General features: G+C 39.9%; 13 protein-coding genes and 1 pseudogene. 9 read left to right on the top strand and 5 right to left on the bottom strand.

Annotated elements, in window-relative coordinates; translation table 11 throughout:
- The 3 genes from VFM80_RS11800 to queA all read right to left on the bottom strand — a co-directional run.
- A partial coding sequence (locus VFM80_RS11800; protein ID WP_395072030.1) for a 2-C-methyl-D-erythritol 2,4-cyclodiphosphate synthase occupies positions 1-193 on the bottom strand: 193 nt, incomplete at its 3' end.
- Entirely contained in the window at positions 190-879 is a 690-nt protein-coding gene (gene ispD / locus VFM80_RS11795; protein ID WP_395072029.1) for a 2-C-methyl-D-erythritol 4-phosphate cytidylyltransferase, read from the bottom strand. The genes VFM80_RS11800 and ispD, both read right to left, overlap by 4 nt.
- On the bottom strand, positions 880-1,935 hold the full coding sequence (gene queA / locus VFM80_RS11790; RefSeq protein WP_395072028.1) for a tRNA preQ1(34) S-adenosylmethionine ribosyltransferase-isomerase QueA: 1,056 nt from the start codon (positions 1,933-1,935) through the stop codon (positions 880-882).
- Between the two features lie 166 nt (positions 1,936-2,101).
- On the opposite strand from queA, the gene VFM80_RS11785 reads away from it, so the two are divergent.
- The 9 genes from VFM80_RS11785 to VFM80_RS11745 all read left to right on the top strand — a co-directional run bounded on the left by VFM80_RS11785 (position 2,102) and on the right by VFM80_RS11745 (position 12,893).
- Entirely contained in the window at positions 2,102-2,611 is a 510-nt protein-coding gene (locus tag VFM80_RS11785) for a hypothetical protein (RefSeq protein WP_395072027.1), read from the top strand.
- Between the two features lie 15 nt (positions 2,612-2,626).
- Positions 2,627-3,091, top strand: a complete 465-nt coding sequence (locus VFM80_RS11780) for a LytR C-terminal domain-containing protein (protein ID WP_395072026.1) — start codon at positions 2,627-2,629, stop codon at positions 3,089-3,091.
- Positions 3,092-3,097: 6 nt separating this feature from the next.
- Positions 3,098-3,520 (top strand): ribosome silencing factor, encoded by a 423-nt coding sequence (gene rsfS / locus VFM80_RS11775; RefSeq protein ID WP_395072025.1) that lies wholly within the window; start codon positions 3,098-3,100, stop codon positions 3,518-3,520.
- A 7-nt stretch (positions 3,521-3,527) separates the two neighbouring features.
- Positions 3,528-4,511: a 2-hydroxyacid dehydrogenase gene (locus tag VFM80_RS11770; protein ID WP_395072024.1), complete on the top strand. Its 984-nt coding sequence runs from the start codon at positions 3,528-3,530 to the stop codon at positions 4,509-4,511.
- Between the two features lie 41 nt (positions 4,512-4,552).
- Positions 4,553-8,428 (top strand): sensor histidine kinase, encoded by a 3,876-nt coding sequence (locus VFM80_RS11765; protein ID WP_395072023.1) that lies wholly within the window; start codon positions 4,553-4,555, stop codon positions 8,426-8,428.
- 75 nt (positions 8,429-8,503) lie between these two features.
- Positions 8,504-9,844, top strand: coding sequence for an MATE family efflux transporter (locus tag VFM80_RS11760; RefSeq protein WP_395072022.1), 1,341 nt, complete (start codon positions 8,504-8,506; stop codon positions 9,842-9,844).
- A 52-nt stretch (positions 9,845-9,896) separates the two neighbouring features.
- A complete protein-coding gene (locus VFM80_RS11755; protein ID WP_395072021.1) occupies positions 9,897-11,030 on the top strand; it encodes a type III polyketide synthase in 1,134 nt (377 codons plus the stop codon).
- Between the two features lie 8 nt (positions 11,031-11,038).
- Positions 11,039-11,734, top strand: a complete 696-nt coding sequence (locus tag VFM80_RS11750; protein ID WP_395072020.1) for a methyltransferase domain-containing protein — start codon at positions 11,039-11,041, stop codon at positions 11,732-11,734.
- A complete protein-coding gene (locus VFM80_RS11745) occupies positions 11,721-12,893 on the top strand; it encodes an FAD-dependent oxidoreductase (RefSeq protein WP_395072019.1) in 1,173 nt (390 codons plus the stop codon). The genes VFM80_RS11750 and VFM80_RS11745 overlap by 14 nt, the downstream gene beginning before the upstream one ends.
- A gap of 2 nt (positions 12,894-12,895) precedes the next feature.
- On the opposite strand, the gene VFM80_RS11740 is transcribed toward VFM80_RS11745, so the two are convergent.
- Together VFM80_RS11740 and VFM80_RS11735 are read right to left on the bottom strand one after the other, a co-directional pair.
- Positions 12,896-13,978, bottom strand: a complete 1,083-nt coding sequence (locus VFM80_RS11740; RefSeq protein ID WP_395072031.1) for a histidine kinase dimerization/phosphoacceptor domain -containing protein — start codon at positions 13,976-13,978, stop codon at positions 12,896-12,898.
- 256 nt (positions 13,979-14,234) lie between these two features.
- Positions 14,235-14,546: pseudogene (locus VFM80_RS11735) on the bottom strand (aconitate hydratase); the annotation flags it as partial.

Raw genomic sequence — 14,546 nt, 5'->3', positions numbered from 1 at the left:
GAAAGTGAGTACCTATATCTCCCAAAGCAAGAGCCCCCAGCAAGGCATCAGTTATTGCATGAAGCAGCACATCAGCATCAGAATGCCCAAGTAACCCTCGCTCATGAGGAATCTCTACACCTCCTAGGATTAGTTTTCGTCCTTCCTGAAACCGGTGGACATCGTAACCATAACCAACTCTAATTCCCTTCATTTCTTTTCTCTTAAAATTAATTCTGCAACCTTAAGATCGATCGGATAAGTAATTTTGAGATTTTCCCTGTCCCCTTCAACCATTTGAATTCTGCCATGCATACGCTCAACAAGAGAAGCGTCATCGGTGCCAATAAAATTACTCCTGATCGCATCCTCATAAGCCTCGATCAATAGTTTTTTTTGAAAAACCTGAGGGGTTTGAGCCTGCCATAAGGATGATCTGTCAGGAGTCATTTCTACATTTCCATCTCCATCAACCTTCTTGATGGTATCTTTTGCAGGAACCCCTAAAACAGCCCCGCCGATCTTGCCGGCAACCACACAACATTTGCTAATCAGATCCTTTCTGACAAAAGGCCTCACCGCATCATGAACCGCTACAAGCTGAGCATCTTCAGAGAGATATTGCAGAGCATTATAAATAGAATGCTGCCGTTCACTTCCACCCTTAACTACTCTGAATTCTACATCAGAAGCAAAGCTCTTAAACACAGAACCAACAACCTCTTTGTATTCTTCAGAAGTAGCAACTATTACCTGAACTAAATTCGGTAAGTCCAGGAAATTAGAAATAGTGTGCTCAAGGATGGTTTTGTCACCAATCTTAATAAAGGGTTTGGGGACCTCAGACCCCATCCTAACGCCCGACCCTGCCGCCGGTATTATGAGCGACAGCTTCAACATTTACAGAATAAGCATTGCATCACCGAAAGAGAACATCCGGTAATTTTCTTTTTGAGCTTCTTCATAAGCTTCCATCAAGAAATCGTAACCTGCAAAAGCAGCAGCCAACATTAATCGTGTAGATTCAGGCTGATGGAAGTTGGTAATAAGTCCTTCTGTGATCTTGAAGTTATAAGGAGGATAGATAAATTTATCTGTCCAACCGGTACCTGACTTCGACATGCCGCTTGCCATCACACTGGTTTCGATGGTGCGACACGGACTTGATCCAATTGCAATAACTCTGTTCTTCTTTTTCTTCAGTGTCTCATTGATCTTATCGGAAGTGTCTTTGGAGATGAAGTAATTATCAGAATCCATACGATGCTTTGTGAGATCTTCAACCTCTACATTTCGGAAAATACCCCAACCTATATGAAGCGTAGTCGGTAAAAACTCTACCCCTTTCTTTTCGAGTTTTTTAACTAATTCAGGAGTAAAATGCATTCCTGCATTAGGAGCTGCAACTGCGCCACGTTCTGTAGCAAATATGGTTTGGTACCTCTCCTTGTCTTCTTCTACAGGCTCACGTTTTACATATGGCGGGAGGGGCATTTTACCCAATTCATCCAAACGGTCATATAAATCCTGGTTTGGCCCTTCATATAAAAAACGAATAGTCCGGCCCCTTGATGTAGTGTTATCCACTACTTCAGCCATTAATTCCTCGTCTTCTTCACCAAAGTAAAGTTTATTACCAATTCGGATTTTACGAGCCGGTTCAACTAATACATCCCATAACATATTTTCCGGCATAAGTTCCCGAAGCAAGAACACTTCGATATCTGCTTCAGTTTTTTCCTTTTTACCATGTAAACGGGCTGGAAAAACCTTAGTATTGTTATAGATCATCACATCATCTTTATTGATGTATTTATGGATCTCAGAAAAGGTGGTATGTTCTATTGTTTTTTCAGCGCGGTTAAGTACCATCAGTTTTGCTGAATCCCTTTGTTTCAGCGGTTCTTCGGGCACATTAAAATCGTCAGTCTCAAATTTAAAATCGGTGAGCTTCATTTAGCTTTTTATAAGTTTTTCAATACAGTTAGAAAAGTTGATAAAGATATGCTTTTTTTTTAGGGATTTCAATTTACCTGACTATTGTCTGCTGTTTATTATTAAAGCCCAAATCGTTATACTTAAACAAACGCTTTGGCGTTGAAAAGAAAATTACGAGAGTATCATGAAAAAATTATTTATCACTACATTTGTTTTTGGAATACTATTAAGCACTCAGCTTTCTGCACAATTGCGGGACAATCTTTTAAAATCATATGAGTTTTCCGGTCCAATTGTGAATTCTCAGGCTCCGACTGTACAAACTTGGTTAAATAATTTTTTCCAAAATAAAGTCAGCATGAGTCATTCTTACTCTATGAACTTTGGCGCTGTTGGAGGAACCTATCAAAACGTTAACGCTTATACCAACACGCTTAATTTCATGTTTACTCCTAATCTTACAGGAAGAGTAGACGTATCTTTTCTTCATTCACCATTTGGGGGTTCTGACTTTGTGAATACCAATAATAGCCTTAACGGGGAAATACTTATCAGAAATGCAGAATTAAATTATCAGATAAGTGACAATGCTCATATTAGATTTCAATACCAACAATTGCCTAGTAATTATGGGTTCTTTAATTCAGGTGGATATGGAATGTATGGTTATAACAGATTTAATCCATGGTATTAGTCTAAAAGATAGTTGATGACAGATACAAAAAGTGAGAAGGTTTCAGACACCAATGAACTTTTTTTAAATACTGCGATTGGATTCCTGAGCGTCCTTTTAATTTTATTATTAGCCGCACTTTTTACCCGAATTGTTTATCCACGAATATTTAACGAGAGAGCAGAACTTAAGTCTGAACTCATCAGTGAGATCATACAGATAGAGGTTCTCAACGGATGTGGAGTTTCAGGGATAGCAAATGCTTATACCGGCTTATTGCGCTCTAACGGATTTGATGTAGTTGAAACCGGGAATTTTGAATCTTTCGACCTTCAGGAAACTATTATAATCTCCCGGAGCGAAGTGATGGATAACGCCTATCGCGTTGCTAATGCGCTTGGGGTTTCTAAACAGAATGTAATTATGGAATCATCCGCGGATTTCTATCTTGACGTGAGTGTTATTATTGGTCACGACTTTAAAAAACTAAATAGAGACTGAATTTTTATGACAGACATTAAACAACCGACAAAGAAACAATTTCAAAATTCCTATTCAGAGGATATTCCTGATTCAAAAAAAATGGTTGAGATCATCACGGAAGCATTACTCAGCCGAAAAGGAAAAGATATAACTGTATTGGATGTTTCTGAACTCACTACGCTTACCGATTACTTTGTTGTCTGCCATGGTACTTCTGATGTGCAAGTAAAAGCTTTAGCTGATGCCGTTGAAGAAGATCTTTTAAATAAGTCAGGGGAAAAAGCGTGGAAAAAAGAAGGGTTACAGGGGCGCGCCTGGATAATTCTTGATTTCGTCAATATTGTAGTTCACATAATGAGCAAAGAGAAGAGAGAGTTCTATGCAATTGAGCGAATGTGGAATGATGCCAAGGTAACCCACATTAAGGATTCTGACGAAACCCAATGATCCGATTTTGAGTTCTCATATCCCTCATATATTAGTTACCGAGCCGATCCCCGAAAAAGTAACCTCCTATCTGAAAGAATTCGGTAAAGTTACGGTTGCCCCAAAAGGAACATATGGATCAGAAGAAAAGCTGATCGAAGACATAAAAAACTATGATGCACTTTTATGCATGCTTTCTACTCCGGTTACAGCAAAAGTGCTCGCTGAAGCCAAACAACTTAAAGTGGTAGCTAATTTTGCTGTTGGATATGACAACATTGATGTAAGTGCAGCGCATAGCCATGGCATTAAAGTAGCAAACACTCCTGATGTACTTACCGAAGCCTGTGGTGATTATGCAATGGGATTATTGCTTGCCCTTTCGAGGAAATTCAAAGAAGCTGAAAAATATCTTAGAGAAGGTAGGTTCAATGGCTGGGAACCACTCGGGTTTTTGGGAATGGAACTCAGGGATCGGACTTTAGGCATTATTGGGATGGGAAGGATCGGGCAATCTTTTGCGTACCGGGCCCGGGCTTTTGGAATGAATATTAAATATCACAACCGGTCTCGTATCGCCCCTCAGGTAGAGCAACAACTTAAAGCCACATATGTTGAAGATCATAAAGAACTCGCAAGGAATTGTGATGTGTTAAGCCTGAACTGTCCACTTAACAATGAAACACATCACCTAGTTGACAAAGCTCTTTTAGAAAGTATGCGTGAACATGCTTTACTGATTAACATTTCAAGAGGTGCTGTCATTGATGAATCTGCTTTGGCAAATGCCCTGCACAATCGAACCATTGCCGGAGCTGCCTTGGATGTTTTTGAGGAAGAACCAAAAGTTCATCCACAATTATTAAGTGCGCCAAACACTCTCTTATTGCCGCATATTGCCAGTGCTACGCATAAAACCAGAGAAGCCATTGGGATGTTAGCTGCCGAAGCCATCACTTCTGTACTTCAAGGAAAGCCGGACACTGAAATACCAAACTTGATTCGCCGGTAATTTACGCTCATATTCGTTTCTAATTTACGAGCAGCTTTATCTTGAAATCTACCATCACAAATAAAACCTGGGTTCTTGCCTTCTTGTTAGCTTTGGCTTCACTTGGCTACGGTATATTTGAGATATGGATAGAACACGGTGAACTTGATGAAGCTGAACAAACAGAATTAGCCCGTCATTCTATTAACCATGCTTTACAAAATTATTCTTCATTTGAATCTGATTTTGTACATGAAAGCAATCAATTATTAGAGTTTACCAAGCAGCGACTGGGAACTTCTGCTCAATTAGAATCAATTATCGAAGAAGCTGAAAATGAGTATGATTTTTGGGGGGTATCTCTATTTCAAGGAAATGAACTTATCCTTTGGACAGGCTTTGGAAGCCAAAATATTTCGACTATTCCAGATATTGACGCCTCTGAACCATTTGTAGGGATCGAGCAAAATAACAATGTCACTTTTCTAAGTTATCGTGCTCCCCTCAATGTCCAAAATGGAAGCCCCGAAAACAGTTACTGGCTAACAACCAGAAAAAAGTTAAACCAGGAAAACATTCTTCCTATAGGTAATAGCTCTGAATTAGACCCTTCTGTCCTTTTTTCTTCAGAATCCGATTATCCGGTGCATTTCGGTTTTTTTAACGCACCACCGCAAGATCCACAATTCATCACAAAATTATCTACCCAAAGTATTGATTCTGCGGGGGTGATCTATACACTTAGCGAAGATTATTCTGATTATCGAACTGCCAGACAAAATCAATTCTTCTTATATCGGGCGATTTTTTATGCTTTGATAATCTCACTGCTGACCTTATTTCTTATTTCGGTCTCAACCGAATTAAGTGAATGGAAATCATTAGGCTTAAAGCTTTTTGCAATCACCCTGGCCTGGTTCTTTTTTTCAAATATTGAATATGGGGTAGGTTGGCTTGAACTTTTTGACGCGCTTGGACAAGAAAGCAACTCAACTGCTGCCATTCTTTTCAAGTACTGTATTCATTCATTTTTCATTCTGTTAATTACTATAGCCTGCTTTAACACTCTGGCCACTATTGAAGTTGAGTTAAAGGAACGTGCTGAATTTATATTCCCAATAATCTTCTTCTTTTATGGGCTTTTGAGTTCTTTTTTGCTTTATTTTTTCCTGTTCGAGACCTACACTTTATTTGTAGAGTCTTCAATACCCATATTAGATCTTGAAGTTTTCCCGGGATGGCAAACACTACTATTTTACATTGCTTCAGGATTGATCTCTATTTCAGCTATTACTTTACTGTCATTGCTTGCCTGGTTTTTAATGAAGCTCAATGTGGACCCTTCTTTTATTTCTCTATTCTTGGGCTTATGCGGGTTTGCATTGGGCCTCTATATTATGATCGCCAAACTTGATCTCTACCCTGAGGATTCTTTGTGGATCTTATTTACTGTAGCTGCATTTTTTGCAATTATATTGATCTGTGCTTCCCTTGCATACACTGATATTACACTTTTTTCACAAGCCTCACGATTAAGGCTACTTTTATTTTTTAGCTTTATTGCCGTATGCATAACATATATAGCAATGTACAAAGGGTATTCGGAACGGCTTAATAACCAAATGGATCGTGCAGCCCAATTATTTATTGAAGAAGAAGCTTCAGAAGCTGAGCGAATTGTCCGAAACTTGCTTACGAATCTGGAGCGCTCGGTCTCAGGACTCACTGCCCGGGATATGATAGAAAGACCGGCCTTTGTTGAAAATTTATTTACTCAACAAACCCAGCGTCTGATATCTGAAGAATGGGAAAGCTTTTCCATTTCTACTCAATTAGTAAATAATGAAGGTGAGATCATAGGCGAGTATTCATCAAATTTAGACTCTCCGGCCTGGACTCGTGCCTTTAATATGCTTTCGTTGGTTATTCCTTTTCAGGAAGAACGCATTCGCGTAGAAAATCTCCGGCCTATTATCAGAGAACGTCCGCTTTATGAAGCCAACTCCAACTACTCTTCTTTTCGCAGAGCCTGGATACCCCTTTATGAAAGCGACAATTCACAAACTAGAATAGGTTGGATCTTATGTTCTGTTTATCGGGAAAAGCCTCAGTTTCAAAAACCACTTCGTGCAGTAATTGCCTCCAGAGGAAGCGAAAACTGGAATGCTTCTATAAGTATTACGGAATATTTAAATGGAAGAGCAGCGCGCCGGAACATTGTAGGGATTCCTCTGGAGTTACCGTCATATCTGCGATTACCAAACCAACTTCTTCAGCAAGTTAAGATAGACTCTGTTTTATATCGTACTACCCAGCTTGGTAACCAAAGCATTCGGGAGCTGTTTATCGCTAATTCCGATCAGCGAATTATTCGTGCAGCAACTAAACACCCCGGTTTAGAAAATCACCTTTTCTCGATCCTTCGATTCTTTTTCTGTGTTTTAATTATTGGCTTATTAGTGCTTGGATCATTGGTATGGAAACGAGACTTACAATTACTGGGGCATAACAGAAGATTCAGAGACCGGATCATCGATCGTTTTATTTTTGCTTCACTTCTTTGCTTAATGACCTTAATAGCCGCAACCTATTACGGCATTAAAAACCAAAATCAAAATAGCATACAAGATCAACTTTTAAGTAAGCTTGAAAATTTAACAGAAGCTGTCTCAGTTCACGAAGCTCAATCATTAAATACCTCCCAGGTTCCCCTTAATGAATTAAGTTCTGCTTTAGATGCAGATGCCGCTTTATATAGAAATAAATCAATAGATATTTCAACAACCGGACAAATTTACAGTCAGCATTTGCTGCCGCGCTTATTACCGTGGGATGTATATGAATCAATTTATAACAAAGGCAATAATCAAGTTACCCGGAAGGCAATACTTGGAAATCAAAAGCTGCTTATAGGGTACCAGCCGTGGATCAACGAAGATGGTGAAATCACAGGTATTGTTGCTATTCCTACCTTTCTGGAAGCCCCCAAATTCAATGAGCAACTGCTATCAACTACCAGTTATTTGTTGGGACTTTACGTCATTATTTTTGGTCTTTTCATCCTTGGAGCTGCTTTGCTTTCTACCCAACTAACTGCCCCTCTTGAAGCATTAAGGGAAGGACTGAAGAAAATTTCAGGTGGAGATTTAAAAACAACTCTTCCCGTTAAAAGTAAAGATGAAATTGGGTCTCTAACCAATGCCTATAATATTATGGTGTATCGGCTAAAGGATCTGCAAGATGACCTTGCAAAGGCTGAACGTGAAGCTGCCTGGAAGGAAATGGCGCAGCAGGTGGCACATGAGATCAAGAATCCCTTAACTCCAATGAAGTTAAATCTTCAGCATCTGGAACGACAGCTTAATGTTTCTGATGAGGATTTTGCCAAGATGAAGCCACAGATCGAAAAGATCGCAGCGAATATGATCGGACAAATAGAATCACTCAATAAGATCGCTTCTGACTTCTCAAAATTTGCCCGGCCAACAGATCAAGAATTCAAACCAATTGAAATGAACGAGTTGCTAATGTCAATTGCCAACCTTTATGCAGCTGAAGAAAAATTGGTGATCAAAACTAACTTATATAAGGATGATCTTTGGGTAAATGGAGTGAAGGATGAACTCCGAAGAGTTTTTATCAACTTGGTTAAAAATGCCCATGAAGCAATGCCAGGTGGCGGAGTGATCAACTTAACCTCATCCTATACAAAAGAGGAAAAGATGGTCACCATTTCGGTTAGCGACAATGGAGAGGGTATTCCCAAAGAAAGCAAAGATCTGGTTTTTGTTCCGAATTTCTCCACTAAATCAAGCGGTACTGGATTAGGACTGGCCATAACCAAAAAAATAATCAGTGAACATGATGGTGAGATTTCTTTCACTTCAGCCCTGAATAAAGGAACCATATTTACCATTCAACTCCCGGCTGTGAATTGAACTTTAGATAATTTTTCAAATAGCCAAATTTTGTCATATAGGTGAGTTTTTGTCCGTACCTTTTCTGCCTTCCTTATGAAAAACTCAAGAATAAAAATTAAAGAAGAAGGTCTGAAATTAATGGCCATCGGCAGCCCTATAATCGCAACACAGCTTATGCGAATGGGACTGAATTTTACAGATACGGTAATGGCGGGGAATCTCTCCGCACTGGATCTCGCTGCCGTAGCTATTGGAAATGCTATATATATGCCCCTTGGCATTTTCTGCATGGCTACTCTCATAGCAATAAATCCGATAGTATCACAATTTTTGGGAGCGCGAAAATTTTATGAAATAGGTAAAAGTGCCCGTCAAATGTTTTGGCTGGTCATGATGCTTGCCATCCCTTGTTTTTTCCTGATTCGAAATCTTGATATCGTAATGATTTGGGTTGGAGTAACAGAAGAAATAATTCCTATAGCAGATGGATATTTAAAAGCACTTTCATGGGGAATTTTACCTCTGCTTGCCTATGCCGGTGTTCGATATTTCAGTGAAGGATTATCCGTCACTAAGCCGGCCATGTATATCGCTGCAGTAAGTTTGGTTTTAAATGTCGGCGCCAACTATGTTCTTATGTACGGAAAATTAGGGTTTCCTCAATTAGGCGCTATTGGAACCGGTTATGCCACTTCATTGATCAATCTATTCGCAGCTATTGTTTTCATTTCTTTTACAGCCTCTTTTAAGCCTTTTAAAAGATTCAATATTTTTGCCCGCACCAAAGGACCGGAATGGAAGTATATTGGTGAATTGATTAAAGTAGGTGTTCCTAACGGGATCAGTTCTACGATGGAGGTTCTCCTTTTTGCCGCTGTAAGTTTATTGATGGGCACATTAAGTGTAAAGGTTGCAGCAGCTCACCAAATCGCCATCAATGTTGCCGCTACTATGTTCATGATACCATTTGGACTTTCTATTGCTATTTCTCAAAGAGTAGGGTTCTCGATCGGTCAGGGGTCTATGGAAAAAGCTCGTTTTCGTGGTTTTATCGGAATTGCGATCTGTGCCGGCGTAATGAGCCTGACAGCACTCCTTCTTTTTCTCGCTCCTGAATTTATCATCAACATTTACACCAATGATGTTGAAGTAGCTGATGTAGCCGTCTCCTTGTTATTCATGGCCGCTATTTTTCAAATATCAGATGGGCTTCAGGTCGGCGGTTTTGGTGCTCTCAGAGGATTAAAAGATACCCGTGTCCCCATGATTGTGAATTTCATTTCCTATTGGTTAATAGGGTTTCCAGCAGGATATTTCCTTGGGATATCTTTAGGATATGGCCCCGAAGGCCTTTGGATCGGACTGATATGTGGGCTTAGCGTTGCTGCAGTACTTCATAATTATCGTTTTAATAAGCTTACCAAAAAAAACTGATCCTTTAGTACCCGTGCTACTTGCCAATGAATGAACTTATACATCAAAGGGTTTGGATAACACACTTAATTTGTTATTCTACTTTATGCCTACTTTTATTCACGACATAGCGACCTCAGTTCCTGAATTCTCAAGCGATCAGCAGCATATTCGCGAGGTAATGAAAAGGCATATTGGTAAGGATAGGAGGTCAGAGGCTATCATTCACCGCATTTACACCCAATCCGGAATTGAAAAGCGCCACTCGGTAGTTGAAGATTTTTTACCTAACCAAAACGGAACGTTATTTTTTAACGGACAAACTAAAAGTGAGCCGGGTACTGCTGCACGAAATAAAGTGTATGAAACAGAATCAAAAAAGCTTTTTGTTGATGTAGCCCGTAAACTTTTGGCTGACAACCCTCACATTTCTTCGGATGAAATCACTCATGTGATAACTGTTTCCTGTACCGGATTTTATGCCCCCGGCCCCGATTATGAAATAGTTAAAACCTTACACCTTAAACCCTCAACCCAACGTTTCCACGTGGGTTTTATGGGGTGTTATGCTGCATTCCCGGCAATGAAGATGGCTCAGTCGTTTTGCACTTCAGATCCGGAGGCGGTTGTTCTATTGGTAAGTGCCGAACTTTGCACACTGCATTTTCAATTTAAAAATGATGTAGACAATTTACTTTCAGGATCGGTATTTGCAGATGGCGCTGCCGGAATGATCGTTTCTTCAAAAACACCCAAAAAACAAAGCCTGGAGATCAATAAGTTTGTTTCTTCACTGGTCTCAAAAGGGGAAAAGGACATGGCATGGACCATCGGTGATTCCGGTTTCGAAATGGTTCTCTCAACCTATGTTCCTGATATCATTAAGGAAAACATACACTCGGCCGTACAGCCACTTTACGATCAATACAATTTTTCAGCTGACAACATCGACTATTGGGCTTTACATCCGGGCGGCCGTTCTATATTAGACAAGATCGAATCTTCCTTAGACCTTAAACCTGATCAAGTTTCTGCTTCCCGAAAAACATTAGCTGAATATGGAAACATGAGCAGTGCCACTGTTTTATTTGTTCTAAAGAAATTATTGGATTCAGATCTAAAAGCAGGACAGAATATTTTATCCATGGCATTTGGTCCGGGGCTTACCATAGAAAGCGGACTTATGACGGTTCATCACCCAAACTAAGCAATAATATGCCCTCATTTTTACAACGCCGGCAGCCTAACTTAACGGAACAGATGGACCGGGATAATTGTGATTCGGTATTGCTGAAAAACACCTACCTACAGTTTCCATTAATTAATCAATTGCTGTCTCAATGGAAGCGGATTTATAAGAACGAGCTTCGACCATTAATGTCCGAAAATCGAACCTACTCCGTATTAGACATTGGTTTTGGAGGAGGAGATGTTCCTGTAAAACTGGCGAAATGGGCCAAAGAAGATAAGATCCAACTTAATATCACAGCTATCGATACAGACCGCAGAGCTTTTGATTTTGTACAGAAAAAGTATCCTGAAGGTTTAATAACCTGGAAGCATGCTTCTTCAACCGACTTGGTTTTAAAAAAGGCCCAGTTTGATTTTGTGATATCCAACCACCTGCTCCATCACCTTAAAGACTCTGAAGTCTCTACACTTCTTAGAGAAGCCCGGGAGCTTGCTGCTCAAAAAGTCATTTTTAATGACATCGAACGGAGTGAAACCGGTTATTTTCTTTTTAATACTTTTTCGCGACTGATCTTCAAAAACTCATTTATCACACAAGATGGCCTCACTTCTATTAAGCGTAGCTTTACCCGAAATGAGCTGGAAAAATTGGTGCCATCCTCGTGGAAAGTAAAACGCATGTTGCCATTCCGACTTTTACTGATCTATGAAAGAGCCTGAACCCCAAATATCGATCGTTATAATTGGAGGTGGTCCTGTCGGATTATTCATGGCTATTAGCCTCCTCAAAAAAGGAATCCAATGCCGGGTCATTGAAAAACGGGAAGAGCCTGTCTCCGATTCCCGGTCTTTAGGAATTCACCCCGTCTCTCTGGAGCTTTTTGATAAAGTCGGGATCACTGATCCATTTCTGGAACAAGGGTTGAAGATCAAGAAGGGAATTGCTTTGACCGAAGACAAAGAAATAGGGGAGATATCTTTTGATCTTTGTCCCAAACCACACAATTATATTTTAGCCTGCCCACAGTTCATAACAGAAAAAATTCTTCAAAAAAAGTTACGGGAACTCGATGAAAACGCTCTGATCACCGGAGCTGAGTTCCTTCAATTTCATGAATACGAAAAAGCGATCGAAACTACGTTTACAGTTAACGGAAAATCAAAGGAAAGAATAACCAGCTCTTATCTGATCGGCTGTGACGGAAAAAATAGTCTGGTCCGCCAGCAAGCTTCCATCCACTTTTCCGGAAAGCGATATCATGATACCTACATCATGGGCGATTTTGATGACACTACCAATTTCGCGACTAATGCAGCCGTTTTCCTCCCTAAAGACGGGCTGATCGAGTGCTTCCCGCTACCAAGCGGAATGCGGCGATGGGTAGTAAAAACGGATTCCTATATCTCTGAACCAAGCCGGGATAAACTCGCTGAGATCGTGCAACAACGAATTGGCTATGATCTTTTTTCAGTAAACAACATCATGCTCAGCAGTTTTGGAGTACAACATCTTGTAGCAGAAAGATTTACTAAGGGGCGGGTAATATTAGCCGGTGATGCAGCACATGTAGTAAGTCCGATCGGAGGGCAGGGAATGAACCTGGGATGGCTGGATTGTTGGAAGTTGGCTAATATCTTTGAGGATTCATTAAAGCATACAGATAGTCAAGAGCACATTAAAATCTGTTTGAAAGAATATTCAAACAGACAGAAAAAAATTACCAAAAAAGCAGGCCGGCGTGCCGAATTAAATATGATTTTGGGAAGAAAAACTTCCATCCCTTTTTTAAGGAATTTAATTGTTAAGGGGATGCTGAAAACACCACTTCGAACAAAAGCAGCAAAGTTATTTACAATGAGAGGCCTTGAGGGGACATAGATCTAAGCTTGAAAAGAAAATACAATAGCAGAACCAATTGCAGGATTTTCGTCAAAACTCAGATTAGCGTTTAATTTTTTTGCGAGTGCCTTCAAAATAAAATGGGCGTTTGGCTTTATAGTATCTACATCATTTTCATTTTTCAATCCTACTCCGTTATCGGCTACTATAACTACGATCTTACCCTCTGATGTTTTTTTAAGAGTGACCACGATCTCACCATCCTTCCTCTCTGAAAAGGCATGTTTATAGGCGTTGATCAACAACTCATTTATCATAAGCCCACAAAGCATAGCCCGACTTGCATCCAATTCAATATGTTCAAAACTAACCTGTACTGTGATCTCTTTCTTTGGATCTTCAAAAATCCGTTCAACATTTTCTATGATAGAGCTTATATATTCTGAAAGTTCTACAGAAGCACATTCTTCCTGATCATATAAAAGGGAATGCGCTTTTGCCACCGACCTCAGCCTGGCATTTGTTTCAGAAAGCACATTTTTTGACTTGAGATCTTTAACATCCTCAACATCAAATTCCAGAAGGGCACAGATTGTAGCGAGATTATTTTTTAACCGGTGATGTATTTCAGAAATTGCAATTTCGCGCTCCTCCAACTTTCGGGCCATTTCCTCATATTTTCTGGACCGCTCAATCGCTGTGGAAACATGCAGTGCCAACGCTTCAAATACTTCAATATCGTTGTCTAAAAAATCTTCGTTCCCTTTCTTATTAATGGCTTGTAATACACCCAAAGCATTTCCTTCCTCATCTTGTAAAGGAACACAGATAATATTCTTGGTTGTAAAATCACCGGAGAGATCCTTCCAAAACACCTCACTTTCGGTTACATCATTAGATATGAAGGGTTTATTTTGTGATATAACCCACCCCCCTATACCTTTATTTCTTGGAATGGCAGTACCCGTAATTTCTGCCTGAACCGGGCCGGTTGGTACGCTAACGTTTAATTCACCGGTTTTTTCATCCAGTAACATTAGAGAACTTGCCTCGGAATTCATCACTATCTGCGTAGCTTCCATGCATTTTTTAAGAACCTTTTTTAACTCAAACGTTCTATTAATACCCTCAACTACGTGAAGTAAAAGATCTTTCCGTTCAACCCCTACCGGAAAATGATGTGCTATATTTTTTCTTAGACCACTAATAACTATACCCGAATTTTTTACTTAGTGTTCTAATATAAAAAAAATTAAGTCATTCGCTTAGCTTTTTTCTTTACCCACAACCCTTCCAAAAATAGAAAAAGCACAGCTCTTATAGCCGTGCTTTTCTATTCCAATTAAATTATCAGTGTAAGTCACTGATTTAAAATCAGCTTTATGCTTTACTTTTCTTGAGGTAATCAAGGAGTACGGTATGCAGAATCCCACCGTTACGGTAGTAATCAACCTCTACCGGGGTATCAATTCGGCAATCGGTCGTGAACTCGATCACTTCACCGCCCTCTTTAGTTGCAGTTACCTTAATCTCATCACGGGCCTGAACATTGTCATCCACGTGGATATCAAAAGTTTCCGAACCATCCAACCCTAAGCTGTCCGCGCTTTCACCTTCTTTGAATTGCAGGGGAAGTACGCCCATTTGAATAAGGTTAGAACGGTGAATTCGCTCGTAAGAGGTAGCGATCAC

The organism is Gracilimonas sp. (assembly GCF_035704785.1).
Taxonomy (GTDB): Bacteria; Bacteroidota; Rhodothermia; order Balneolales; family Balneolaceae; genus Gracilimonas.
This window is presented reverse-complemented; position numbering and strand designations above follow the sequence as displayed.